The organism is Pandoraea capi, assembly GCF_902459735.1.
GTDB lineage: Bacteria > Pseudomonadota > Gammaproteobacteria > Burkholderiales > Burkholderiaceae > Pandoraea > Pandoraea capi.
In genome coordinates this window covers 13,488-39,038 of record NZ_CABPRV010000002.1, presented here as the reverse complement: position 1 = coordinate 39,038, position 25,551 = coordinate 13,488, and the positions used below count along the sequence as shown (strand labels likewise).

Annotated in this window: 19 protein-coding genes; 9 read left to right on the top strand and 10 right to left on the bottom strand. The window is 63.5% G+C overall.

Translation table 11 applies throughout. From position 1 onward, the window contains the following. Window position 1: 1 nt before the first annotated feature. From PCA20602_RS03750 to PCA20602_RS03740, 3 genes are all read right to left on the bottom strand, one after another. On the bottom strand, window positions 2-1,132 hold the full coding sequence (locus PCA20602_RS03750; RefSeq protein WP_150720050.1) for a tetratricopeptide repeat protein: 1,131 nt from the start codon (window positions 1,130-1,132) through the stop codon (window positions 2-4). Then, window positions 1,125-2,570, bottom strand: a complete 1,446-nt coding sequence (locus tag PCA20602_RS03745; protein ID WP_246182014.1) for a PelD GGDEF domain-containing protein — start codon at window positions 2,568-2,570, stop codon at window positions 1,125-1,127. Before PCA20602_RS03745 ends, PCA20602_RS03750 begins: the two co-directional genes overlap by 8 nt. A 369-nt stretch (window positions 2,571-2,939) precedes the next feature. Then, window positions 2,940-3,767: a phosphodiesterase gene (locus tag PCA20602_RS03740; RefSeq protein WP_150720049.1), complete on the bottom strand. Its 828-nt coding sequence runs from the start codon at window positions 3,765-3,767 to the stop codon at window positions 2,940-2,942. A gap of 508 nt (window positions 3,768-4,275) precedes the next feature. Here PCA20602_RS03740 and PCA20602_RS26330 point away from each other — a divergent pair. Continuing rightward, a complete protein-coding gene (locus PCA20602_RS26330) occupies window positions 4,276-4,554 on the top strand; it encodes an HU family DNA-binding protein (RefSeq protein WP_044455653.1) in 279 nt (92 codons plus the stop codon). A 401-nt stretch (window positions 4,555-4,955) separates the two neighbouring features. Next, on the top strand, window positions 4,956-5,870 hold the full coding sequence (locus tag PCA20602_RS03730; RefSeq protein ID WP_174980781.1) for a CHAD domain-containing protein: 915 nt from the start codon (window positions 4,956-4,958) through the stop codon (window positions 5,868-5,870). Between the two features lie 41 nt (window positions 5,871-5,911). Here the strand turns inward: PCA20602_RS03730 and PCA20602_RS03725 are convergent, their stop codons facing one another. Next, window positions 5,912-8,386, bottom strand: a complete 2,475-nt coding sequence (locus tag PCA20602_RS03725) for a heavy metal translocating P-type ATPase (protein ID WP_246182013.1) — start codon at window positions 8,384-8,386, stop codon at window positions 5,912-5,914. Window positions 8,387-8,454: 68 nt separating this feature from the next. Between PCA20602_RS03725 and PCA20602_RS03720 the strand changes: the two genes are divergently transcribed. The 6 genes from PCA20602_RS03720 to PCA20602_RS03695 all read left to right on the top strand — a co-directional run bounded on the left by PCA20602_RS03720 (window position 8,455) and on the right by PCA20602_RS03695 (window position 15,822). Then, window positions 8,455-8,925 carry a Cd(II)/Pb(II)-responsive transcriptional regulator gene (locus PCA20602_RS03720; protein WP_069343875.1) on the top strand — a complete coding sequence of 157 codons (471 nt, stop codon included), beginning with the start codon at window positions 8,455-8,457 and terminating at the stop codon, window positions 8,923-8,925. Between the two features lie 478 nt (window positions 8,926-9,403). Further along, window positions 9,404-10,654, top strand: a complete 1,251-nt coding sequence (locus PCA20602_RS03715; RefSeq protein ID WP_150720047.1) for an NAD(P)/FAD-dependent oxidoreductase — start codon at window positions 9,404-9,406, stop codon at window positions 10,652-10,654. Window positions 10,655-11,021: 367 nt separating this feature from the next. Next, window positions 11,022-12,356 carry a putative bifunctional diguanylate cyclase/phosphodiesterase gene (locus tag PCA20602_RS03710; protein WP_139133320.1) on the top strand — a complete coding sequence of 445 codons (1,335 nt, stop codon included), beginning with the start codon at window positions 11,022-11,024 and terminating at the stop codon, window positions 12,354-12,356. Between the two features lie 24 nt (window positions 12,357-12,380). Continuing rightward, entirely contained in the window at window positions 12,381-14,057 is a 1,677-nt protein-coding gene (locus tag PCA20602_RS03705) for a sensor domain-containing diguanylate cyclase (RefSeq protein ID WP_150720046.1), read from the top strand. A gap of 47 nt (window positions 14,058-14,104) precedes the next feature. Continuing rightward, window positions 14,105-15,409: a phospholipase A gene (locus PCA20602_RS03700; RefSeq protein ID WP_150720045.1), complete on the top strand. Its 1,305-nt coding sequence runs from the start codon at window positions 14,105-14,107 to the stop codon at window positions 15,407-15,409. A gap of 197 nt (window positions 15,410-15,606) precedes the next feature. Beyond that, complete coding sequence (locus PCA20602_RS03695; protein WP_150720044.1) at window positions 15,607-15,822, top strand: DUF1289 domain-containing protein; 216 nt, start codon at window positions 15,607-15,609, stop codon at window positions 15,820-15,822. Here the strand turns inward: PCA20602_RS03695 and PCA20602_RS03690 are convergent. From PCA20602_RS03690 to PCA20602_RS03665, 6 genes are all read right to left on the bottom strand, one after another. After that, on the bottom strand, window positions 15,803-17,236 hold the full coding sequence (locus PCA20602_RS03690) for an aldehyde dehydrogenase family protein (protein ID WP_150720043.1): 1,434 nt from the start codon (window positions 17,234-17,236) through the stop codon (window positions 15,803-15,805). The genes PCA20602_RS03695 and PCA20602_RS03690 overlap by 20 nt on opposite strands. Before the next feature lie 318 nt (window positions 17,237-17,554). Continuing rightward, entirely contained in the window at window positions 17,555-19,150 is a 1,596-nt protein-coding gene (locus PCA20602_RS03685) for an ABC-F family ATPase (protein ID WP_150720042.1), read from the bottom strand. A gap of 260 nt (window positions 19,151-19,410) precedes the next feature. Further along, a complete protein-coding gene (locus PCA20602_RS03680) occupies window positions 19,411-20,559 on the bottom strand; it encodes a BMP family ABC transporter substrate-binding protein (protein WP_150720041.1) in 1,149 nt (382 codons plus the stop codon). 65 nt (window positions 20,560-20,624) lie between these two features. Further along, window positions 20,625-21,554 (bottom strand): ABC transporter permease, encoded by a 930-nt coding sequence (locus tag PCA20602_RS03675; protein ID WP_150720040.1) that lies wholly within the window; start codon window positions 21,552-21,554, stop codon window positions 20,625-20,627. A gap of 10 nt (window positions 21,555-21,564) precedes the next feature. After that, the gene (locus PCA20602_RS03670; RefSeq protein WP_069344467.1) at window positions 21,565-22,671 is read right to left on the bottom strand and encodes an ABC transporter permease; all 1,107 of its coding nucleotides are present in this window, start codon (window positions 22,669-22,671) and stop codon (window positions 21,565-21,567) included. Window positions 22,672-22,764: 93 nt separating this feature from the next. Further along, window positions 22,765-24,303 (bottom strand): ABC transporter ATP-binding protein, encoded by a 1,539-nt coding sequence (locus PCA20602_RS03665; RefSeq protein WP_150720039.1) that lies wholly within the window; start codon window positions 24,301-24,303, stop codon window positions 22,765-22,767. A gap of 272 nt (window positions 24,304-24,575) precedes the next feature. On the opposite strand from PCA20602_RS03665, the gene PCA20602_RS03660 reads away from it, so the two are divergent. Continuing rightward, complete coding sequence (locus tag PCA20602_RS03660) at window positions 24,576-25,514, top strand: LysR substrate-binding domain-containing protein (protein ID WP_069344468.1); 939 nt, start codon at window positions 24,576-24,578, stop codon at window positions 25,512-25,514. Window positions 25,515-25,551 lie beyond the last annotated feature (37 nt).

Here is a 25,551-nt window from a genome sequence, read left to right as displayed (position 1 = left end):
CTCATCGTGTCCAGAAACGTACGGCGGGTTGCACGACCGGCGACGCCGTGGCACTGGCCTCGCCTTTGACCCCCGTCACACCGGCACCCAGTCCGCCCAGCAGATACGACACGCGGTCGTAGCGACGCTTCTGAAACGCCGCTTCGGCCAGCCATGGCAGCAGGCGCTCGGTCGGGAAGCTGTGAAACTGCGCCTGACGCAGGTGCATCTCGGCCACGTCCGGGCTCTCTCGCAGCAGCGCGCAGCGCCCCAGCAGGTACCACATGGAGGCATCGTCTTCGTGTTGCTCCAGCGCCTCTCGCGCGAATTGCTCCACGCGCTCCAGCGTGAAACGCAGCACCTCGCCGCGCACCAGGTTCTGGTAAATCAACTCCCAGTAAAGCTGCGCGAGACGCACGCAGGCATGGGCGCGCTCATCGTCGTCCTCGGCGGCCGCGTATCGGTCGCGCATGGCGAAGATCTGCTGCATGATGCGCTTCTCCATCCCATCGAGAATGCCGTACGCCAACAAACGCACCTCCTCGACCGGGTCGCCCAGCAGGTCGCGTGCGATCTCGCTCGTCACCCGCGATGGCAGCGCCTGCACCGAGATCAACGCCGCCACCCGGTCGTCGCGCTCGCCCTGCACATTGCGCAGTCGCGCACGCAGGCGCATGCCCGCACCGTGCCGGACACGCGTCACCAGATGGGAAACGAACCCGGGCGCCGCCACCCGCGCTGCGCTCGGCATCTCGCGTGGCGACGGAAACAGATAGCCCATCGCCAACACGCCCATCACGACGACCATGCCCGCCACCGGCAGGAAAAATGTCACCAGCGCGATGTGCCAGAACACGCCGCGCCGATCGCGGTAGCCGGACGGCAACGCGAATGTCATGAATGCGCCGGCGAACAGGCCCGCGACGGCCTGCCAGGCCAGCACATACGGCATGGCGTCCGACGTGACGGCGGGCACGCCCCAGGCGTCGCCCTGCAACACCAGCCGCACGGCCTGCCACTGCGCCGTGGCGGCAAGCACGGCAAGGGCCAGCGTCAGCACCCATTGCAAGAGGCGAATGCCGCGCGCAGCCCCGTTCTGCCTTAGCCGCCAGGCAGGTTTCGCGGCGCTGCGTTCCGGCGTACGCTCAGGCATGGTCGACGCAACGCTCCATCAGTTTGAGCAGCCCGTCGCCGGGGGCGTCCGCATCGATATGGGCGGTATGCACGGCGATATGCCCGCTCTGGAAGTCGACGTCGTATTGCTGGCGCAGCAGTGTCTCGACGCGCATCAGGTACCCGTCGATCCCATGCTCGTCCGTAATCGGCATCAACGCGATGGCGATCTGCTTGCGCGGCGTGCCGATGGTCCACAGAGCGTCCAGCGCGCGGCGCTGACGCACCGTCTGCTCGAACAACGAGTCGCCTCTCGCGCCACGGGGGAAGGCCAGCGCCACCAGCGACGACTCGATGCCGCTCGCACGCTTGAGCCGTGCGAGACGCCCCAGTTCTAGCGCAAAGTCGTACGGCGCTTGCGGCACGGACGCCCTCACCCCCGCCACCAAGGGCTGATGGGCCACGCCGTCCGCGTAGTATGCGAGCAGCACCAGCAACAACTGGAGGTTGTCGTGGTTGAGCGCCAGGAAGGGCATGCGGCGCACGATCAGTACGCTGGAGAGTGCGCCGTCAGCGTCCATCAACGGTGCACACGCGAGATAAGGACTGCTGTCGCCGGCGGTGTCGTCGGCTTTGACGTGTGCCAGCGTGCCTTCGCTCAGACAGTGGCGCACGAGCGGGTCCTGCGCGTCAGGCTCGAAGCCCTCACCGACGCGGGCGATGGGCGTCGCGCTCAGGCGACCACCGCGCACGGAGAACAGCGAAGCCACTTCGATCTGACAGGTGAGCGCGGCGAATTCGAGCATCGGTTGCGCGTTCGGCAATCCACCGGGCGCGCCGTACACGTCGGCCGAACGGCGAACGGTGAGGTCGCGCAGACGGGTGAGCGCATCGCGCAACGTCACCGGGCGCGCCAGCAAGTCGCGCTCCAGACGCTCGTGCGAGACGCGCAGCAGGTAGTGGTTGTGCGTGATCGCCACGAGACGATCGCTGTAGTAGGCGTTGATGCCCTGCGAGCGATGCGCCCGATGTGACCAGATGTCGCAGAAATGGCCGGCGATGAGCGCCATCGTCATACCACCGGCGAAATGCGCCATCGGGAACGCGCCGCCCGCATGACCGTACAGAACATGCCACGCCGCCATGAGCGTCGCCCCGCTGGCGGCGCCGGCGAGCGACCCGTAACGCAATGCCGCCACGAGCACGACGAGCCACAGCCACGGGAACTGAGTGCCGAGCAGTAACGGATCGTCGGGGCGCAGACGCCAGGCGATCAGTAACGCAAGCAACGTGAGGCCCAGGACCTCCAGCAGTGCGAAGGGACGCGCAATTGCAGGTGCAACCCGCCGCCCCCAGCGACCGAGATTGCCGAGCGGTTGCGAGCGGCGAACGCGCGCGGCCTTGGGCGGCAATGTGGTGGAACCGGAGGAAGACGATGCGCTCGCCGAATCGGCGTCGTTGGGCGTGGCGGCAGTCACGTGGCGTTCGCGGAAATGGGGTTCAACCGGGTACCCGCGTGCCGACTACCGCACGCCGCGCGATCGCAAGCCATCGATATGCCCGCGCAATGCGGGCGAACGCGCAAGGATTGCGCGATGGCGGTCTGCATGATTCCCCGTTATCAGAAGGTGCCCTGCCCGGCCTTTTCACTCATGCCTGGGTCGGGGCCACGGATCGACAGTTCTTTTGGAAAGATCCGTCGTTCCCGTCCCGCGAATGCTGCATGCCGGGACGGCCTTTGACTGCTGATCCGAACTGATCTCGTCTGTTTGATGGGAATGCACTTTACACACGCCGAGTCCTACTTTCGTCCCCTATTTTTCGTGCCGCCAACCCGCATGAATCCTTCAGGATACCGATTTACCTTCGAAGGTGTACGGCCCGTCGAAGGGTCCGGCATAGGCCAGATGGGTACGCACACCAGCCCCCGGCCGCCATAGGTGCATGGCGAACCCGGGCGGTTCGAGCGTGATCGATCCGGGCGCCCCTGGCGTGAGGCCCAGCGTGATCTGATGCGCGGTCGACACGCACGTACTCGCCATGATGCCGGGAGCGCCCTCCACGCTCGCCTGAATGCTGCGATGCAGATGCCCGCAGATCACGCGTTCGATGTGGCGGTAGCGCGACGCCACGCGCGCGAAGCCCGCCCGGCCCTGCGCCGACAGGCCATAGCCGTCCATGAACTCGATGCCCGTGTCGAACGGCGGATGATGCATCGCGATGATCGTGGGGCGGCCTTCGCAGGCGCGAAGCTGTTCGTCGAGCCAGTGCAGCCGCGTCTCGCACAAGTGCCCGCCTGCGCCTGGCGGATCTTGTGTATCGAGAGCCAAAACAGTGACCGGTCCCAGATCGATACGGTACTGAACGAATTCGCCACCGCTGCGCAGGTAAGCATGATCCGGAAACGCATCGCGCAGCCCTGCGCGATGATCGTGATTGCCGACGACCAGATACAACGGAATGTCGAGTGCCGAGAGACACTCGCGAAGTGCTTCGTATTCCGATAGATGCGGCGTATCGATCAGGTCACCGGTGGCGATGACCGCGTCGGGGCGCGGTGTCCAGCGGTTGATCGTGGCGATCGCCCGACGCAGGGCAAGCGCCGTGTCGACACGACCGCAAGCCAGCGCGCCGGGACGCGTGACGTGGAGATCGGTGATCTGGCAGAGCAGCATGGCGGGAATTCCTTGATGGCTAACGGCGCCGCAAAGCTAGCCATCGGAGATGACACCCGAATGAATTTTAGACGTTCACCCGAAACTCGCCGTAAATCGCAACCAAAAGACACCCGCATGCGCAAGCCCCCAAAGGCTAGGGAAACTCCCAAAGCCCGCCCAGCAAGGGATTGCGAGGAGGTATGACCGGAGATGCCCGCAGTTACCGGGGTTTTATCATCAAGAACAAGAAAGTACGGGGCGTCGCACAACAAAATCGCCGCAAACCGTTGTCAGGACTGGCCCACAGCCTGCCGAAGGCTCTATAATGCGGCTGCCCGGCCAGTGCCGGAGCCCTCTCGATATGTCACGGAAACCCTCTTCGGATCATGTTTATGTGACGTATCGCGAAGGCGACATTCTGGCGTGTGCCGCGTGCCTTATGGCGCGGATACAACACCGACACTCGTCAAATGACGAAAGTGTTAGAGTTGTCGCCGGTATTCACCACCTCTCAAGGGAAACACACATGAACAAACAGGAACTGATCGACGCCGTCGCCGGCCAAACGGGTGCAAGCAAGGCTCAGACTGGCGAGACCATCGACACGCTGATCGAAGTCATCAAGAAGGCTGTCGCGAAGGGTGATGCAGTCCAGTTGATCGGCTTCGGCTCGTTCGGTTCGGGCAAGCGTGCTGCGCGTACCGGCCGCAACCCGAAGACCGGCGAAGCGATCAAGATCCCGGCAGCCAAGACCGTGAAGTTCACGGCTGGCAAGGCGTTCAAGGACGCCGTGAACAAGAAGTAAAACCAGTTGCGCGCAGGCCGGCCTCCGGGTCGGCCTATCTTTTTTGCTCGCATTTGCGCCCGTTTTCACATCAGGTAGTGCGCAGCAATGAGAAGGCGTCACGTCATCCTCTTCCGAGGTCCACGACTGATGTGACGCTGCGTGCCTCGCGGGTGGCCTGCGCACCGATTCTCGGAAACCGGGCGCCCGCGACGCGATGTTGACTCAGGTTGACATGACGCAAACCTCACGGCGCTGCGACCCCGCGCAGTTATGCTATGTTGCGTGACATGACACGCGCGCCGATAGCGGCTACCGCCGCCTCCCCCATCGCCTCCCAAGCCTCCTCTGAAGCACGCTCGGCCCTCGGCACTGGCGCGACGGAAGACGTTGCAATGCCCGGCGCTGCACGAATGCGTCGAATGTCGGCATCCCGCCTGATAGTGACCCTCGCCGCCGCGCCACTGGCGCATTGGCCCGCATTGCCGCAAGCGTCGGCAGACACCAGTGGCGTTGAAGACATTCCCCCAGAAGCGGTGCATCAGTTGCGCATTGCGACACGTCGTCTGCGCGCGTTGATCGATGTCTTTTCCCCATGGCTGAAGCCTCGCTGGCATCGTCGACTGAAAGCGGAGTTGCGATGGCTCGGCCATTCGATGGGGCCGGCCCGCGACGCCGACGTTCTGACTGGCGAGACACTACCGGCGCTTCGCCTCGAATACCCGGACGTCGACTGGATAGCGATCGATGCCCATCTCTCCAGGCTTCGCAGCGACGCGCGCGAGCAGGCTGCGCTGGCGCTGACCAGCGAACGACAATGCGCACTGCATGCGCTGCTGATCGAGGCGTTCGGAATTCGGGATGACGGCCGCGCCGATGCTCGGGCGGCGAAAGCATTGCGACGCCCCGCTCGTACGCCCGGCAAACAGCCCCGGGCGCTCACGAAGCATGCGCACAATGTGCTTCGCGAACGCTACATTGCGCTATTTCCCGATTGTCGACAGATGGCCATGCTCGATACGGGGCAATTGCATGCGTTGCGCGTGAAGATCAAACAGGCGCGCTACAGTGCCGAGGCGTTGACGCCCTGGATGCGCAAGTCGATTCGTACGCCCTATCAGGACACATTGCGGGCTGCGCAAACGTTGCTCGGCCATCTCAACGATGCCGTCGTCGCCCAGCGTGTTCTCGAGGACGCACCGATTGCCGCCGAGCAACGCGACACGCTCACGGGGCGTCTGGACACGATCATCGTCAATGCCACCAGCCGGGCGGCACACGCTCTGTGCCAGTTGCCCGACGCCCACGCGCTCGAGCGTGGCATGCGTCGGGATTAAGCGTCACCCCGGTCATAAACCAAAACCAGCCGCAGCCGCTTTCACGCCACTTTCGTGCGCAGCAGGCGCATGCCGTTCGCGATCACCAGCAGACTGGCGCCGACGTCGGCGAACACTGCCATCCAGAGCGAGGTCAGCCCCACAATCGCCAGCGTGAAGAAGACGGTCTTGATCGCCAGCGCCGCCGCGATGTTCTGCTTGAGCACCGTTGCCGAACGTTTCGACAGCGCAAGGAACGCCGGCAGTTTGCGCAAATCGTCGTCCATCAACGTCACATCCGCCGTTTCGAGCGCGCTGTCGGTGCCCGTCACACCCATCGCAAACCCGACGTCGGCGGCTGCGAGGGCTGGCGCATCGTTGATGCCGTCGCCCACCATTCCCACGTGACCATACGTTTCGCGCAGCGACGACACCGCCTGCCATTTATCCTCGGGCAGCATCTCGGCACGCACGTCGGTGACTCCGGCCTGCTCACCGATCACTTGCGCGGTCGCCCGGTTGTCGCCGGTCAGCATCACGGTTCTGACACCCATCTTTGCGAGTCGCGCAATCGCCTCCCGGCTCTCCTCACGCAAGGTGTCGGCCACGGCGAGCACCGCCAGCGCCTGCGTTTCACTGGCCAGCACGATCGCGGTGCGAGCCTGCGCTTCGAGACGCGCCAGTTCCGCTTCGACATTGGCATTGCACACACCGAGCGATTCGATCAGGCGGTGATTGCCGAGGTAGTACAGCGTCTGACCGACGCGCCCCTTCACGCCCATGCCCGGCAGCGCTTCAAAATCGGTGACCGGCGGCAACGCGCCTGATGCTGCCTGCGCCGACTCCGCCGACTGCGCATAGCCATCGACAACCGCGCGGGCAATCGGGTGGGTCGTCTGTGCATCTAGCGCTGCGGCCAGCCTCAGAACCTCATCGCGCGACGCCTCGCCCAGGGGCACGACATCCGTCAGTTTTGGCTCACCGCGCGTGAGCGTCCCGGTCTTGTCCAGCGCGACGGTTTGAATCAGACGCCCGCTCTCCAGAAACGCCCCACCCTTGATCAGAATCCCGGCGCGCGCCGCCGCCGTCAGGCCGCTCACAACGGTGACCGGCGTGGAAAGCACCAGCGCACACGGACAGGCGATCACGAGCATCACAAGCGCCTTGTAGATCCACGGCGCCCATGCCAGACCGAACGCCAACGGCGGCACCAGCGCCACCAGCAAGGCGCAAAGCACGACGACCGGGGTGTAGATGCGCGAGAACTTGTCGACGAAACGCTGTGTCGGCGAACGTTGCTGCTGCGCGGTCTCGACGATTCGCACGATGCGCGCCAGCGTGGTATCGCCAGGCGCCACGCTCGTGCGATACACGATCAGACCGCTTTCGTTGATGCTGCCTGCGAAGACGTCGTCGCCCACGGTCTTGTCGACCGGCACACTCTCCCCCGTGATCGACGCCTGATTCAAGGCAGAACTGCCCTGCTCGATCACGCCGTCGATCGCAATCCGTTCACCCGGTCGGGCACGCACGCGCGAGCCGACGGCTAGCGATGCCGCAGGCACGTCCGCCCAACTGCCGTCGGCGTGCTCGACCGACGCCTGATCCGGCGCCAGTCGCATGAGCGCTTCGACAGCGCGGCGGGCACGGGTCAGCGACGCCGCTTCGAGCTTTTCGGACAACGCGAAGAGCACGATCACCATTGCGGCTTCGGGCCACTGGCCGATGAGCATCGCACCGGTCACGGCCAACGACATCAGGAAGTGGATGTTGAGCGTGAAGTGACGCAGCGCGATCCAGCCCTTTTTGAGCGTCGGCAGACCGCAAGCCAGAATGGCCGCGACCACCATCGCACCGACCCAGGGGCTATGCTCCGGCACCCCCGACCAGACCGCAATTTCGCTCGCAGCGGCCAGCACGCCGCCCGCGATGAGGCCTGCGACGTCATGCTTGCGACTCGCCGGCGGCGGTGCGGCGTTGGCGTTGGCACCGGTCAACGGCACAGGCGTCATACCCAGTTTGCGAAGCGTCTGCGCAGCCGCGTCGCTCTGACGGGCAATGTCTGCGGCGGAGGCCTGTGCGTCGAAAACGACCGTCAATTCTCGCTTGAGCAGATTGAAATACAGGGCATCGATGCCCGGTTGACGTTCGAGCTGATCGCGAATCAGACGCTCTTCCGTCGGGCAATCCATCTGATCGATACGAAAACGCGCTTGCGGTGCACCGTTGTCCGGCACCGGCTCAGGGGGCGCGAGACTTGCCGCACCTGCGCAACACGACGTCCCGCCATGCGTGTGGGAAGCCGCGCCATCGACATGCGCGTGGTCGTGGTCGTGGTCGTGACCATGATCGCGGCCTTGCGCGTGATCGTGGGCATCTCCGCGGGAATGAGATGCCGAGCGGGCTTGGGGCTCGTGACCGTGCGAGTGCCCGTGATCGCAGCACGGCGGCTGATCGGGCACGTTCATCTGGCCGGGCATCTTGCGCTGCACCGCCGTCGCGCCCGCCAGACGGACCGAATCCGAGGGGTTGGACATGTGAACTCCTGGTTACATGATTCGTGTTACCCTTCATTCAAAACCCTGTAGTGACTACGGAGTCAAGTATGAAGATCGGAGAACTCGCCCGCGCGGCAGGCACCGATGTCGAAACCATCCGTTATTACGAGCGGGCCGGCATGCTGCCGCCCCCGCCCCGTACCGACGCCGGATATCGCACCTACGGTGACGAGCATCTGGAAGCGCTGCGCTTCATCCGTCACTGTCGCTCGCTCGACATGCCGCTGGCCGACGCCAAACGTCTCGGCGAACTGGCGCACGATACGAACGTGACGTGTGAAGACGCGAATCAACTCATCGAAGCGCATCTGGCACGCGTGCACACCCGCATCCACGAATTGCAGGCGCTCGAGCAGCAATTACTGCATCTGCAAGCGCAATGCCAAAGCCGTCACGAGACGAGCGATTGCGGCATTCTTCGCGCCCTCATGCAAGGCGCGCACGGCGAAGCCTGCGCCTGTCACAGCGATGCCGACCCGATTGAAGTTCACTGCGAACACAACGGTCTTCATGCGTGACGCCGAGGTCGTCGCCCGCTTGATCCGGCACTGCCAAAACGGATGACTCGCGAGGCCCGCCGGGCGATGTGCAAACATGGCCCGGCGTTTTCCATCAGCCCTTGTCGCCTCGCCGACGATCGCACACTCGATGCGATTTTTACCCCCCCGTCCTCTCACACTTCGCAAGCCTTCAAGCCTTCGCGTTTTGAACGGCTCAGCGAAGTGATAGCGATTTGTGGAAACACTGGCCGAAAGCGCCGCGAAATCACCGCGAATTCACCGTTTACCCCGCGAAAACGGGGGCAAAACGACGTAGTTTCTATACAATGTCCCGCACATCTCGTATCCGCTGCTGTGACTACGTCACGTGAGACGTTGCACTTCGAGCGGGACGCGCATCGGATAGACAACGAATGCCCATCGAACATGTGCCGAATGCGCATCGATATGTCGTAATCCGTTTTATTTCTTGCTTATCTCTTTTGCCGGAGACCTTATGTCCAGCGATGTATCCGCTACGCCAGCACCCGCGACGCAAAGTAGCGCCGACATCGTCATCATGGGCGCAGGTGCCGCAGGCATCTCTGTCGCCGCGAGCTTGCAACGCCGTCGTCCGTCGCTCTCGATCACGATCGTGGATCCGGCCGACACGCATTACTACCAGCCGGCATGGACGCTCGTCGGCGCAGGCGAATTCGACGCCGCGCGCACTGCGCGCCCGATGTCGAGCGTCATTCCCGAAGGCGTGAACTGGATTCAGGCCGCGATCACCGCGTTCGCACCCGACCATCAGCAAGTGCTGCTCTCGGATGGTCGCCGCCTCGCCTATCGGTTTCTTATCGTCGCGCCCGGCCTGCAATTGAATTGGGAGGCTATCGACGGCCTCAGCGAAACGCTCGGTCGCAACGGCGTGACGTCTAACTATCGTTTCGATCTGGCGCCGTACACCTGGTCGCTGGTCCGCGAATTCAAGGGCGGAAACGCGCTGTTCACGCAACCGCCGATGCCGATCAAATGCGCCGGCGCACCGCAAAAGGCGATGTATCTGTCGGCCGATACCTGGCGCCAGAACAGCGTGCTCGACAAGACCAATATCGAGTTTCATCTGGTGGCCCCGGCCCTGTTCGGCGTGAAGGATTACGTCCCGGCACTGATGGAATACGTGCAGCGATATCGCATCTCGCTGAACCATCTGTCGCATCTGCGCGCGGTAGACGGCGAGCGTCGCGTTGCACGCTTCGAAATCTTCGATGCCGATGGGCAATCGCAATTCGTCGACAAGCCTTTCGACCTGCTGCATGTCGTTCCGCCGCAGAGTGCACCGGACGTGTTGCGCGCGAGTCCGCTGGCCGATGCTGCGGGCTGGTGTGACGTTGATCCGGCAACGCTGCGTCACGCACGCTATGCCAACGTGTTCGGACTCGGCGACGCCGTCTCGGCCCCCAACGCCAAGACGGCCGCAGCGGCGCGCAAGCAAGCGGTCGTCGTCGCAGAGAATCTGCTGGCCACGATGGACGGCCGCCCCCTTTCATTGCATTACGACGGATATGGCGCCTGTCCGCTCACGGTGGAGCATGGCAAGATCGTGCTGGCGGAATTCGGCTATGGCGGGAAACTTCTCCCTACATTCCCAATCGATGGCACACACCCCAACCGTTTTGCCTGGGTACTGAAAAAGTACGTGCTGCCAAAGGTTTATTGGGACTTCATGTTGAAAGGGCGCGAGTGGTTTGCGCGTCCGCGCTGATCCGACCATAGGTGAAACCCGCACTCAATTTTCAAAAGCGGGTGCCGTTAGAGGTCAAAGGACCCGGTCTCGCAACCGGGCACGAGCATCTAGTCGGGCCACGCCTTGCGCGCGGTCTGCCGGAAAGCCAGGAGTCGCCGTGTGCCATTGGCGCGCGGTCTCCGAGCCGCCCGGCCGACACATTTACGCGTCTTATGCAGAACATGATTCAAGGGTTTTCTGGCGGCACGACCTGTTCGACGCGTGGGCTTTTCCTGCTCTGGGGCCTCGCTGGCCGCCTCACCGGCCGCATCGTCGTCACTGCCTCGGTTAAACGCGGCGGTGACAAACGTTCAACCGTTCGGGCGACGTCTGCCTGCCTGCCGAGATGAACGATACGAACGCGCTGCGACGGCAAGTCGTCCTCGCCGATCTGCTGCTGGACCGCCAGCGGCTATTGCGCGCCCTCAGCCTTGAGCTGCGTACCCCGAGTCCACCCAACAGTCACAGCGCGCTCATCGTGCTGCACGTGGGCCGGGGTCAACGCACGGCGACCAGCCAATCCGCCATCTCCGACGCCGATCTGCTCGCGACGGTGGCGTTTCGCATTGGCTCGCGCATTCGCCGTCGCGACCTCATCGGCCGCGTATCGGATCAACAGATCGCCATTCTGCTGCGCGACCTCGGAAGCCGCGAGGCCGCCGTGCAGATCACGCGACGCTTCATCCGCGCGGGCGAATCACCGGTTCCGTGCGGCAACGGACTGCTCTACCCCATCATTTCAGCTGGCGTGACGCACCTGCCCCAGGTGCCGGTATGGCCGGCAACGCTGCTGGAGCACACCTCGGATATCGCCGATCAGGCCATTCGGGAGAGCGCCTCGCGTTTTCTCGTCACCGAAGCCCCTTCCGCACCGACCGAGGGCATCGCGCCGCCCGACGACGCAGGCAACGAGCATTACTGGCGCAGCGCCATCGGACGCGCCCTGTCGGACTCGGAGTTTCGCCTGCACTACCAGCCGCAGATCGACATGCGAACCCACCGGCTGACCGGGCTGGAAGCCCTGATCCGTTGGCAGCGCGACGACGAACTCATCATGCCGGGCGAATTCATCCCGGCCGCCGAGCGCTGCGACGTCATCGGTCCGATCGGCGACTGGACATTGCACGAAGCCTGTCGTCAGCTCGATAAGTGGCACACCGACGGCGAAGAATACCCGCGCGTGGCCGTGAACCTGTCGGCGCAGCAAATGCGCGTCCAGACGCTCGAAACGGTTCGCTACGCCCTCAAGCACCACCGTGTGCCGCCGGACAAGCTGGAAATCGAGATTACGGAATCATCGTTGATCTCGCATCTCGACGAAGCCGCCACGCTGATGAACGAACTCGTGGCGATGGGCGTTCGTCTGTCGCTCGACGACTTCGGCACGGGCTACTCCAGCTTCGTGCGTCTGAAGCGCTGGCCGTTCGGCACGGTCAAGATCGATTACCAGTTCGTGGCCGGGGTCCTGCTCGGTGGCTACGACACGGAGCTGATTCGCGCGATCATCGCCATCGCCCGCAAGCTCGAAATCGAGACCGTGGCCGAAGGCGTGGAGACCAGTGCGCAACGCGATGCACTCGCGTCGCTGGGCTGTCATGCGTGGCAAGGGTATCATTGCACGCGTCCCTTACCGCCCGGGCACATCGAGACGTTCATTCGAGACTGGCACGGGCGCCTGTAAACGCGTCAGCAACCGCACCAGCCGTTGGTCTACGCTCTTCTCAACCGTCACCATGCCGCGTCCGCTTTCGTGCGCGGTCTGGCCGTCCTCGTCTGCGTTCTCATCGCCTGGGCGCTGGCGCGCTTCGCCGCCGACCAGCTCGTCGCGAATCGTGCGGCACGTCTGCTGTATGAGGAACGCAGCATTGCCACCCGGCTCGCGCACGGCACCGTTCACACAGTCAACCAGGACCTGATCCTGATCCGGGGCATTCCGCAAGTGCTGGCCCAGATCGAGCAGCTCCAGCAGGCGGCCAGAACGATTGCCACGCACCCGCTCACGAACGTGCCACAGGAAAAGGCTCGCGAGACGCTGCTGGCCGACCCGGTACTCAAGCCGGTCAACGAACTGCTGCGCGCAGCGCAGTTGTATTTCGGCGCGGACCTCGTCTGGCTGGGCACCCCCGACGGCATTACGATCGCGTCCAGCGACTTCAACTCGTCGAATCCGCTGATCGGCGATCGTTACGGTGACCGCGCGTACTTCAATGCCGCCGTGCTCGGCGGCTCGGGCCAGCAGTACGTGACAGGCCGCAAGACGGGACTCCCCGGCATCTACTTCACCGCCCCCGTCTATCAGGACGGCATGCTCGTCGGCGTGGTGGTCGTGAAGCTCGGTATCCGACGCCTGTCGCATTGGGTCGACAGCGGCGCGTCGTTCATCACCGACACCAACGGCGTGATCGTGCTCGCCAACGACCCGACCTTCACCGGCCTCGCGGTGCCCGGCGCCGCCGTGTTCAAACTCTCGCGCACGGAACGTCGCCACCTTTACCTGCAAGAGGATTTCACGGTCGTTCCCATCGAGAGCTACGACCTTGCGCCCGGCACGCCGGACTTTTTGCGACTGCCCCCGGACGACGAAGAAACCGCACACAACGCACGACTGGTGCGGGTGCGCCCGGACAATCAGCCGTATCTGCTCGAAGCCGAGGCCTCATCAGACGGCGAAATGGTGATCTACACCATGATCGAAGCACCCACGCTCGGCAGCCTCTCCGTGGAACGTCGCCGTTATGCTGCGCTGGTATTCGCGTTGCTGCTCAGCCTCGCCGGTGCGTCGTACCTGCTCATTCGCTATCTGCGCCGCGAAAAGCTGCAACTGACCAATACGCTCGCCAAGAACGCCGCGCTGGAACATGAGGTCAAGTACGACGCCCTCACGGGCGCCCTGTCTCGCGGACACTTCCTCAAGCGCCTGCGCGCCGAAGTCATTCAGGCCGATGCCGCCGACGTACCGACCAGCGTCATCCTCGTCGATCTCGACCATTTCAAGCAGATCAACGACACGTGGGGCCATGCGCTTGGCGACACGGTACTGGCCACATTCGTGCGGCTTTGTCACGAATCGTTACGCGAAGATGACATCTGCGGTCGTTTGGGTGGCGAAGAATTCGCTATTATCCTGAGTGGCGCCATCGAGGCACGAGCCTTCGACGCCGCAGAGCGCCTGCGCGAAGCCGTTCGTGCAGCACGCATCAATGTCGATGGCCGGGCGCTACAGTTCACGATAAGTGCCGGCGTCGCCCAGTGGCATGAGGGAGACGACGACAATGCGTGGCTGCAACGGGCAGACGCCGCCCTGTACCTTGCCAAATCTCGCGGACGCGACCGCTGCGCCCGCGAATCCGACCTCCGGGTGCTCACCCGGGGCGAGCCTTAACCGGCTTCGGGCATCTCCGCCTGAGGCCGCCAACTCAGACCGGACCGATGCCCAAGACGAATCTCGTTACGTTCGCCCCATCGCCGCGACGCGCCATCCAGATCGGCGCTTCAGCCCTCTGCCTGGCCCTGAGCGGCGTCGCACACGCCGACCTGTCGCTGCTTCAACCACCTCGTGCGCTCGCGGGCGGCGCGCCGCTGCAACTGACACTGCTGGCCACGCAAGACACGCCGGGCAGAAAAACGATCAAGTTGCCGGACGAAATCGTCGTGCGCATTTCCAACGACGACTTCAAGCCCACACTGCTGCAACTCAAGCGCGAAGCGATCGCGCCGGCACAGGTGACGCTCGCCAACGGGCAATTCCGCCGCGTCGCCTATTCGGCCGTACTGCCAAAGGAATTACGCGGCGCCGTACGCATCGAGCCCGTCGACTGGGACGCCTCGACCACGACTATCGTCCTCGACCGCGCAGCGCCCGCAGAACCCATGGTCGCCGCTACGCCGCTGCCGTCAGACGGCAGCGCATCGGCCACCGCCGCTGGCACCGGTATCGGTGCGGCAGCGGCTACCTCACCCGCTTCGGACGCCGTGGCGGCCACCTCCGCCGACGCCATCGCGCCCACTGCCGACGCCGAATTTGCTCGTATCTCGTCCAACGAGCCGATGTACATCGCTTTCGGCAAGAACGGCGACGCCAACGCGCGGTTCCAACTGAGTTTCAAGTTCCACATTCTGAAGCCGGACAACCCCGCATCGAAGTCCTTCCTCGACAACCTGTATTTCGGCTACACGCAATTGTCGATATGGAATCTGGAAGCGGAGTCAGCGCCCTTCCGTGACTCGAACTACCGTCCGAGCTTTTTCTACTACGTCCCGGACACCGGGGTACGCGCCGGCTGGTTCTCGTCGCTCGGCGTTGCCGCCGGCATCGAACACGAATCCAACGGCAAGGCTGGCGACGACTCCCGCAGCATCAATACCGTCTTCGTCAAACCGATCCTCACGTTCGGCAACCCGTCCGAATACCACTGGACGGTGGCGCCGAAGCTCTACGCGTATCTGGAAAAGAAGGACAACCCCGACATCCAGAACTACCGCGGCTATATGGATCTGCTCGTGCTGTGGGGCAAGCCTAACGGCTGGCAGATCGGCGCGACGCTGCGCAAAGGCATGAAACGCAATTACGGCAGCGTCGATGTGCAAGTGACTTACCCGCTCGGCAAACTGATCCCCGGCACCGGTGGCTACATCTGGCTCGGCTACTTCACCGGCTACGGCGAAGACTTGCTCGACTACAACCATCATTCGCGATCACAGGTGCGCATCGGCTACAGCGTTTTCCGCTGGTAATTTCCGACCAGTGGGTAACGGCCACAAGCACACAGGGACGAGGCTATCCATCGATGATGGCCGCCCCCAACCGGAAATCCGCATAAATGTCCACCGCCCGATCCTGGCCGTAGGGGAATCGAAACCGCCCCCAGGCATCGATGCGATAATGGCGACATCCTGTGACACCCCAGCCAGCGCTGGCCGAATCTGCCCCTATGTCCGAATTGCACGACCGCCCCGACAGCCCCTGCATTGGCGTTTGCTCGACACTCTTCGACGACGTCTGCAAAGGCTGCGGCCGCACCGCCTACGAAGTCTCCAACTGGGTATTCTTTACCGAGGAAGAGAAAGCGGCGGTGTGGGCGCGCATCACCCGCGACGGCACGGCGATGCGCTTCTGCGACAACGGTTCTACGACTTCGTCGACTTGAACTGAAGCGACTTGTATTCGAGGAATTCCTCGAAACCATACACGCCGTTCTCACGCCCGTGCCCCGATTGCTTGAAGCCGCCAAACGGGGCCTGCACGTTGAACTCCCCGCCGTTGATATCCACCTGACCGGTACGAATCTGGCGTGCCACGCGCACCGCGCGCGCTTCATCGCCTGACCACACGCCACCACCCAATCCGTAAATGGAATCGTTGGCAATGCGCACGGCGTCCGCCTCGTCCTGATAGGTGATGATGGACAGCACCGGGCCAAAAATCTCTTCCTGCGCCACCGTGGCGTCGGGCGTCACACGCCCGAGTACGGTCGGCTGCACGAAGAAGCCCGCTTCGAAGCCAGCCGGCACGCTCTCCCCACCCGCAATCAATTCGGCCCCTTCCGCCAATCCCTTGCGAATATAGGTCTGCACGCGCTCTTGCTGCGCCGCAGACGCCAGCGGTCCGAGCCGCGTCGTCTCTTCACGTGGATCGCCCAACGTGAAACGCGCCACGGCGTCCTGCGCAAGTGCCTTGATCTCGTCGTAACGAGACGCTGGCACGAGCATACGCGTGTGCGCCGAGCAGGTTTGCCCCGAATTCAGATAGCAGGCATTGAGCGTGCCTTTGACCGCTGCGGCCAGATCGGCGTCGTCGAGTACCACGGACGCCGATTTGCCACCCAGCTCCAGTGCCACGCGTTTGACCGTCTGCGAGGCCACTTCGGATACCAGCTTGCCCGCACGCGTCGACCCGGTGAACGACACCATGTCCACATCCGGATGACGTGCCAGCACCTCGCCGACAACCGGTCCCAATCCCGTCACGAGATTGAAGACGCCCGCAGGCAACCCCGCCTCGGCGATCACTTCGGCGAGGATGAAAGCATTGAACGGAGCAACTTCGGAAGGTTTGAGCACGACGGGGCATCCCGCAGCCAACGCCGGCGCGACCTTCAATGTGATTTGATTGAGCGGGTAGTTCCACGGCGTGATGGCGCCGACCACCCCCACAGGCTCACGCACCACCAGCGAATTGCCGACACGCGCCTCGAAAGCGAACGATTCGACCAGTTCGGCATACTTGTTCCAGTGATAGACGGGACCACCAACCTGAATGGCACGCACCAGTTTGATCGGCATGCCCGTCTCGCCCGTCATGACCTGCGCCAGTTCGTCGGTGCGAGCCTTCAGGCCCGCCGCGATCTTGCGCAGGTAGGTCGCACGCTCGGCCGGTGTCGTAGCCGCCCAGGCGTCACGCGCCTTGCTTGCGGCTGCAATAGCCGCGTCGGCATCTTCCGCCGCACCCTCGGGAATGCGACCCATGAGCTTCGCGTCTGCGGAGTGAAAAACGTCCAGCGTGCCGCGCCCGACGGGTGTGACCCACTGGCCATCGATGAAAAATTTGTCGTAAGTCTTCATGTCATGTCTCCTGCTGACGTCCGGTTAATCCAATAGCGACGAATGAACGGCGAAGGGCCATTGTAGTCCGCTCGCCATCGGGCATCGCATGGCACCGATGAAATCGGTTTTGTCCGAGGCCCGCTTTCCGACATTCCGAGACGACCGTCGGACAAACCTCCGTGACCGCCCCCTCCACAGGGAGCAACACGGCCATCACAGCTTGAACACAAGCCACCGGCGCGCGACCGACTGGACGTGCACCGTAAACGCAAACAGGGCGCCTGCCGTGCAAGCGCCCTGTCGGGAACTACCGGGTACGACGCGTCGCGTCAGCCGTCAGACTTCCACGCCCTGGCTGGCCAGGTATTCGTCGTAAGTGCCGGCGTAATCGACCAGCGTGCCGTCGTTCTTCACTTCAATGATGCGCGTAGCCAGACCCGACACAAATTCACGGTCATGCGAGACGAAAATCAGTGTGCCCGGGTACTTGTCCAGGGCGATCTGAAGCGACTCGATCGACTCCATGTCCATGTGGTTGGTCGGTTCGTCCATCATCATGACGTTGTGACGGCCAAGCATCAGCTTGCCCCAGATCATGCGGCCTTTCTCACCACCGGAGAGCACCCGCACCGACTTGCCCACGTCGTCGCCACCGAACAGCAGACGGCCGAGCGAGCCGCGAATGACCTGATCGTCATCGCCTTCCTTGCCCCATTGCGTCATCCAGTCGGTCAGCGTCATGTCCTGCGGGAATGCCTCGGACGTATCCTGCGGCATGTAACCGATGTTCGCGTTTTCGGCCCACTTCACATTGCCCGCATCGACCGACAGGTCCGTCATCAGGCTACGCAGCAGCGTGGTCTTGCCGGCGCCGTTCTCACCGATGATCGCGACACGTTCGCCCGCGCGCACAGCGCCGGAGTAATTCTTGAAGATCGGACGGTCGTAGGCCTTCGAAATCCCTTCGAATTCGAACGCGAGGTTATGCAGCTTCTTCTCGAATTCGAAACGAATGAACGGGTTCTGACGCGACGACGGCTTGATGTCCTCGACCTTGATCTTGTCGATCTGCTTGAGACGGCTCGTCGCCTGACGCGCCTTCGACTTGTTTGCCGAGAAGCGGCGCACGAAGTCCTGCAAGTCGGTGATGCGTTCCTTCGCCTTCGCGTTGGCCGCCATCTGACGCTCACGGGCCTGTGCCGACGCCAGCATGTAGTCGTCGTAATTGCCCGGGTAGATCTTCAGCGTGCCGTAGTCCATGTCGGCCATGTGCGTGCACACGGCATTCAGGAAGTGGCGATCGTGCGAAATGATGATCATGGTGGAGTTGCGCTCGTTGAGCACGTCTTCCAGCCAGCGGATCGTATTGATGTCCAGGTTGTTGGTCGGTTCGTCGAGCAGCAGCACGTCCGGGTTCGAGAACAGCGCCTGCGCGAGCAGCACACGCAGCTTCCAGCCCGGTGCGACGTTGCTCATGGGCCCCTGATGCTGCTCCGTCGGAATGCCCACGCCCAGCAACAGCTCGCCCGCACGCGCCTCGGCCGTATAGCCGTCGTACTCGGCGAACTTCGCTTCGAGTTCGGCGGCGTGCATGTAATCGTCGTCCGTCGCTTCCGGATTCGCGTAAATCGCGTCGCGCTCGCTCATGGCGGCCCACATTTCGGTGTGGCCCATCATCACGACGTCGAGCACGCGCATGTCTTCGTAGGCGAACTGGTCCTGCTTGAGCTTACCCAGACGCACGTTGGGTTCGAGCATGACGTTGCCGCCACTCGGTTCCAGATCGCTGCCGAGAATCTTCATGAACGTGGACTTGCCGCAGCCGTTGGCGCCGATCAGGCCATAGCGGTTGCCCCCGCCGAACTTGACGGAGATGTTCTCGAAGAGCGGCTTGGCGCCGAATTGCATCGTGATATTGGCGGTAGACAGCACAGGCGGTATCCGGGAGATGAAGTGCGGCGGCACGAAATTGCGCCACGAAACCTGGCATTTTAGCACCGATGCGTGTCACGCGCCCCTCGGTCGACCCTCCCACTTGGGAACAGTCCTGTCCGCAGCGGGACATTCGTCCTCCGGGCGTCCATAAAAGAACCGCCGGTAAATACCGGCGGTTCTTCCTCAGCGCGTTGCCACACACGGCCGCACCGAATCGCTTCGGGCAGCTGCGCGCGTTAGCGCGCCCCCGTCGCCCCTTACTGCTTGGGCAACGAGCCCTCGACACCTTCCACGAACCAGTTGATCTGGTGTTTCTCGTCGTCGTTCAGGGTCTTGCCTGCGGGCACGATTTCCTTGCCGTCCTGCCCCTTGATCGGACCGGTGAACGGGTCGTACTTGCCGTCGCGAATGGCATCGTGACGCGCCGCCACGGCCTTGCGCGCCGCTTCCGGCACCGCCTTGTCGTTGATGGCCACGAGGTTGATCTCGTCTTCCTTGATGCCGCCCCAGACCGGCGTGTTCTTCCACGTCCCTTGCATGACTTCGTCGACCGTGCGGATGTAGTACTTGCTCCAGTCGATGGCCGCCGAGGCGAGATGCGCGTTCGGGCCGAACTTGCTCATGTCGGAATCCCAGCCGAAAGCGTGAATCTTCTTCTCTTCCGCCACTTGCATGACGACGGCCGAGTCGACGTTCTGCATCAGCACGTCAGCGCCCTGCCCCACGAGCGATTCGGCGGCCTGACGCTCCTTGCCCGGATCGAACCAGCTATTGATCCAGACGACCTTCACCTTGACCTTCGGATTGACTTCGCGCGCGGCGATGGTGAACGCATCGATGTTGCGGATCACTTCGGGAATCGGCACCGACGCCACATAGCCGATCACGTTCGACTTCGTCACATGCCCGCCGACCACACCGGCCAGATGCGCGCCTTCATACGTGCGGACGTCGTACGTACCGAGGTTCGGCGCCGACTTGAAGCCCGTGGCGTGCTCGAACGTCACGTCCGGGAAGTCGGCGGCCGTCTTGACCATCGAGTCCATGTAACCGAACGACGTACCGAAGACGAGCTTGTTGCCCTTGCTCGCCAGATCGCGGAACACGCGCTCCGAGTCAGCGCCTTCCGGCACGTTCTCCACGCGGGTCACCGTGACCTTGTCGCCATACTTCGCTTCGACGGCCTTCGCGCCCTGTTCGTGGGCGTAGGTCCAGCCGGCGTCGCCCGGGTTGCCGATGTAGACGAACGCGACGCCCATCGGGCCCTTGCCGGCCGTGGCCGCCGACGCCTGCGCATCGGACGCCGCCGCAGGCGCACTCGCCGTCGTGTTCTCCTGCTTGCCGCAAGCGGAGACCAGCATGGCGGCGGCCAGGCTTGCCATCGTGATCAGAACTTTACGTCGCATCGATTCTCTCCTCGTCATCGATTGTTTCAGTGGAATTCTTGTACCGTCAGGAACCGTTGTCCCGCTCAGGATCCCGCAAAGAACGGCTTGCCAAGCGACGCCGGCGCATTCAGGCGAATCGTCTGACGATTGCGCGAAATGACCACCAGCACCACGATGGTCGCGAGATACGGCAGGCTTGCCAGCGCTTGCGACGGGATACGGATGCCCATCGCCTGCGCCTGAAATTGCAGCGCCATGACTACGCCGAACAGCAGCGCGCCGAGCGCCGTGCGCCCCGGTCGCCATGTGGCAAACACCACCAGCGCCAGCGCGATCCAGCCGCGTCCCGCCGTCAGGTTCTCCTGCCACAGGCGCAGATAGCCCACGGAGTAGTACGCTCCTGCCAGCCCCGACATCGCGCCGCCGAACAGCGTCGCGAGATAACGGATGCGCACCACCGGATAGCCGATGGCGTGCGCCACGGAAGGCGCCTCCCCGATCGAGCGCAGCACCAGCCCGGCACGCGAGCGATACAGGAACCATGCGATCGCCGCGAGCAGCGCGACCGATAGGTAGCCCAGCGGGTTGAGCGAGAAAATCGACGGCCCCAGCACCGGAATCGAGGACAGCCCCGGAATCGGCACGTCGCGCAGCATCGGGATCGTGGCGTCGGTGTACGGACGACCGACGTAGGCCGACAGCCCAATGCCGAAGATCGTGAGCGCCAGCCCCGTGGCGACCTGATTGGCCATGAGCGAGAGCGTGAGCCACGCGAAGATGGCCGACATGGCGACACCTGCCGCTACGCCCGCGAGTACGCCGAGCCACAGGCTCCCCGTCTGCACGGTGACGGCAAATGCACCGATGGCCCCCATGAGCATCGTGCCTTCCACGCCGAGGTTGAGCACCCCGGATTTCTCGGTCACCAGCTCACCGAGGGCAGCGAGCATCAGCGGGATGGCCGCAATCACGGAACTTGCGGCCAGCGGCGTGAGCAGATTGATCCAGTCCATGCCGCGCTCCTCAGGCGTCTCGCGTCAGCGCACGGGCGCGACGACGCAAGCGGTAGTTCACGAAAACATCGCAGCCCAGCAGGCTGAACAGCAGCAGCCCCTGAAACACGCCGCTGATAGCCTTGGGTAGCTGGAGCGACGTCTGCACCGCTTCGCCGCCCAGATACAGCAGCGCCATGAGCAGGCTCGCCAGCACGATGCCCACCGGATGCAGACGGCCGACGAACGCCACGATGATCGCCGTGAAGCCGTATCCGGGCGCCCAAGTCGCCTGCAATTGACCGACCGGCCCGGCCACTTCACCCGTGCCCGCCAGTCCGGCAGCCGCCCCGCCGATCAGCAGCGCCAGCCAGACGGCGCGCGGCTCGGAGTACCCGGCATAGCGTGCCGCGAGCGGTGCCAGCCCGCCGACTTCCATCCGATAGCCCGCGAAGCTCTTGCGCATGAAGCACCATGCGGCAGGCACGGCGATCACCGCCATGAAGACCGACGCGTTAAGACGTGTGCCCCGCCACGCCGCCCAGTGCCAGTCGCCGAAGAAGCGCGGGAACAAGGCGTCGCGGCTGAAGTTGATCGACTGCGGGAAGTTCATCCCATGCGGGTCTTGCCACGGGCCGCTCACCAGATAGATCAGCAGTTGCGTAGCGACATACGTGAGCATCAGGCTCACCAGAATTTCGTTGGCGTTGAAACGCACGCGCAGCAGCGCCGGGATGGCTGCCCACAGCATGCCGCCGAGCGCCCCGGCGGCCATCATCAACGGCAGCAGCCACGGGCCGCCATGACCGTCGAAATGGATGGCGACGCCCGAGGCGAAAATCCCGCCGAGCAGCAGTTGCCCCTCCGCGCCGATGTTCCAGACGTTGGCGCGATAGCCGATGGCGAGCCCCAGCGCGATCAGACACAACGGCGAGGCCTTGAGCAGCAACTCCGACCAGCCGTTCAGACTACTGATCGGCGCCAGAAAGAACGCCGCCATCGCCTGTGCAGGGTTCTTGCCGAGGAAGCTGAAGATGAGCACGCCGCCGGCGAGCGTAATGAGCGTGGCCACGAGCGGCATGGCAAGCCGCATGGTACGCGAAGGACTCGGCCGAGGCTCAAGCGTGAAGTCGAACATGGTGTCTGGAAATCGATGAAAACGTTACGGTGACGGCGTCGGTGCGTGCGGTGTGGGCGTCATCGCCCGGCGCTGCCCCAATGACAAGGTGATTCAGGCCGCGCGCTCGCCAGGGCCGCCGGGGAACATCCCCGCCATCCACAGGCCGATCTCGCGCGCGTCGGTCTGCTCGGGCTTGCGCGCGGGCGATAGACGCCCCTGAGCCAGCACCGTGATCCGGTCGCAAATCTCGAACAGTTCGTCAAGCTCTTCGGACAGCACCAGCACCGCGACGCCACGCGCCGACAGGTCCAGCAGTTGCTGACGGATGAAAGCGGCGGCCCCGACATCTACGCCCCACGTCGGTTGCGCCACGACCAGCACGCGCGGCTCTTGCAGGATCTCTCGTCCGACGATGAACTTCTGCAAATTGCCGCCTGAGAGGCTCTGCGCCGGCGCTTCCGGCCCGCCGGCCTTCACGTTGAAGCGCTCGATACAGAGCGAGGCGAACTTGCGTAACGTGCCGCGACGAATCCATCCGCCGCGCAGCAGCCCGAGATGTGCCGTGCCGGACGCACCCAGCAATGCATTGTCCGTGAGCGACATGCTGGGCACCGCGCCGCGCCCCAGACGCTCTTCCGGCACGAACGCCAGTCCGAGACGCCGGCGCGTGGCCGCCCCCATGCGCCCCACGGCACGGTCGTGCAGCGCAATGGCGTCGGCATGCGGCGCGCGCATCTCGCCGGAAAGCGCGGCCAGCAGCTCAGCCTGCCCATTGCCGGAGACCCCGGCAATGCCAACGATCTCCCCCGCATGCACGTCGAGATTGATGTCATGCAGCGAGGTGCCAAACGGATCGTCACTCGTCATCGACAACTGGCGCAGCGACAACAGCACGTCGCCCGGCTGATGGGCGCGGCGCTCGATCTGCGGCAGTGCCCGCCCGATCATCATCTGCGCGAGCGTCTCGGCCGTTTCCTCGCGTGGCACGGCGTGCCCCGAGACACGGCCGCCGCGCAGCACGGTCGCGTGGTCGCAGAGATCGCGGATTTCGTCGAGTTTGTGACTGATATAGACGATGCTGCACCCTTCGGCGGCCAGCCGCCGCAGCGTCGTGAAGAGTTTCTGCACAGCCTGCGGCGTGAGCACCGACGTCGGCTCGTCCATGATGAGCAGGCGCGGGTTCTGTAACAGACAGCGCACGATCTCCACGCGCTGACGCTCGCCGACGGACAAGCTGTGCACATGACGCGCCGGGTCCACTTCTAGCCCGTATTGCGTCGATACCTCGCGAATACGATGAGAGAGCGCCTTCAAATCGTGCCCGGCGTCGTCGAGTGCGAGCGAGATGTTCTCCGTGACGGTCAGCGTCTCGAACAACGAGAAATGCTGGAACACCATGCCGATGCCGAGCTTGCGCGCCGCCGCCGGACTGTCGATGCTCACCGGTTGTCCTTCCCAGCGGATGTCTCCGGCGTCGGGGCGTACGGCACCGTAGATGATCTTCATCAACGTGCTCTTGCCTGCCCCGTTCTCACCGAGTACGGCGTGGATCTCGCCGGGTAATACGGTTAGCGCGATGTCGTCGTTGGCCACCACGCTCGGATAGCGTTTGGTGATGCCGGTCAGCGCCAGACGTGGCGTCGCTTGCATGGAAAGGGTCACAGGCGGAGTTAAAGAGATCTGAGATGCCCCGAGTTGCGCCGGGTTGTGGATGGGGCGGTCCGAAAATACCCAATTCGCGCAGAAATGTCGAGCGTGTGTCAATAACACGGCATCTAAGGCCGCCTGACTCACGACAAACGAACGACAAGCGTCTATTTTGGTGATAGGGGCTTTCCGCTATAGAGCCGTGCGACCTTGTCCTTCATAATGATTTCCTTATGCACCACAGGGTCCGACATATTCGGATCGTTATATTTCTCATGAGCCAAAACCGCGAACCGATTGACACTTATTTGCTGCGCGTTCTTCATACCCTGTTGATCGAGCGCAGCGTAACGCGTGCGGCCGTCAAACTGAATCAATCGCAGCCGGCCATCAGCGCGGCGCTGCGACGTTTGCGCGACATCACCGGCGATCCCCTGCTGGTGCGCGGTAAATCGGGCATGGTGCCCACGGAGTACGGTCAATCGTTATTGGAGCCGACCCAGAACGCGCTGCGCGAAATCGAGCGCATCACGGTGCAGCAATCGAATTTCGACCCGGCCACGACGGTACGCACCTTTCGCATCGGCTCGCCCGACTATCTGAATACGCTTTTCGTGCCGACGGTCGTGGAGCGCTTCCGTCAGCAAGCGCCCAATGCGCAGCTGGAACTGCATTCGCTCGGACCGGCATTCGATTACGAGCATGCGCTCGAAGACGGCAAGGTCGATATCGTGATCGGCAACTGGCCCGAGCCTCCCGAACAGCTCCACCTCTCGAATCTTTTCGTCGACCAGATCGTGTGTCTGGTGCGCAATACGCATCCGTATGCGAAACGCGGCCTGACGCTGGAGCAATACCTCGGCAGCCCGCACCTCGCGCCCACGCCCTACTCGGTCGCACAACGCGGCGCCATCGACATGCACCTCGCGCGCGAGCGTCTCAAGCGCAACGTGGTCGTGACGATTCCGTACTTCAACCTCGCGCCGTACGTGTTGCTGAAATCCGATTTGATTTTTACGACGACGCGCCTGTTTGCCGACCATTACGCGGAATTCCTGCCGCTCACGGTCCTTGAAGCGCCCATCGACTTCCCGCCGATGCAGTATTACCAGTTGTGGCACGAACGCACGCACTACTCGGACGAAGTGCGCTGGCTGCGCAGCGTGATCTCCGACGCGACGCGCACGCTGCTGGAATCCCGCACGCTACCGTAACTCGGCGGCGCCCACGAGCGGGCGTCGGTCCTGTAGC

Coding starts and splice junctions, on each gene's coding strand:
- PCA20602_RS03750 (WP_150720050.1), bottom strand. CDS start 1,132: ATGCCTGAGCGTACGCCGGAACGCAGCGCCGCGAAACCTGCCTGGCGG.
- PCA20602_RS03740 (WP_150720049.1), bottom strand. CDS start 3,767: ATGCTGCTCTGCCAGATCACCGATCTCCACGTCACGCGTCCCGGCGCG.
- PCA20602_RS26330 (WP_044455653.1), top strand. CDS start 4,276: ATGAACAAACAGGAACTGATCGACGCCGTCGCCGGCCAAACGGGTGCA.
- PCA20602_RS03730 (WP_174980781.1), top strand. CDS start 4,956: ATGTCGGCATCCCGCCTGATAGTGACCCTCGCCGCCGCGCCACTGGCG.
- PCA20602_RS03725 (WP_246182013.1), bottom strand. CDS start 8,386: ATGTCCAACCCCTCGGATTCGGTCCGTCTGGCGGGCGCGACGGCGGTG.
- PCA20602_RS03720 (WP_069343875.1), top strand. CDS start 8,455: ATGAAGATCGGAGAACTCGCCCGCGCGGCAGGCACCGATGTCGAAACC.
- PCA20602_RS03715 (WP_150720047.1), top strand. CDS start 9,404: ATGTCCAGCGATGTATCCGCTACGCCAGCACCCGCGACGCAAAGTAGC.
- PCA20602_RS03710 (WP_139133320.1), top strand. CDS start 11,022: ATGAACGATACGAACGCGCTGCGACGGCAAGTCGTCCTCGCCGATCTG.
- PCA20602_RS03700 (WP_150720045.1), top strand. CDS start 14,105: ATGCCCAAGACGAATCTCGTTACGTTCGCCCCATCGCCGCGACGCGCC.
- PCA20602_RS03695 (WP_150720044.1), top strand. CDS start 15,607: ATGTCCGAATTGCACGACCGCCCCGACAGCCCCTGCATTGGCGTTTGC.
- PCA20602_RS03690 (WP_150720043.1), bottom strand. CDS start 17,236: ATGAAGACTTACGACAAATTTTTCATCGATGGCCAGTGGGTCACACCC.
- PCA20602_RS03680 (WP_150720041.1), bottom strand. CDS start 20,559: ATGCGACGTAAAGTTCTGATCACGATGGCAAGCCTGGCCGCCGCCATG.
- PCA20602_RS03675 (WP_150720040.1), bottom strand. CDS start 21,554: ATGGACTGGATCAATCTGCTCACGCCGCTGGCCGCAAGTTCCGTGATT.
- PCA20602_RS03670 (WP_069344467.1), bottom strand. CDS start 22,671: ATGTTCGACTTCACGCTTGAGCCTCGGCCGAGTCCTTCGCGTACCATG.
- PCA20602_RS03665 (WP_150720039.1), bottom strand. CDS start 24,303: ATGCAAGCGACGCCACGTCTGGCGCTGACCGGCATCACCAAACGCTAT.
- PCA20602_RS03660 (WP_069344468.1), top strand. CDS start 24,576: ATGAGCCAAAACCGCGAACCGATTGACACTTATTTGCTGCGCGTTCTT.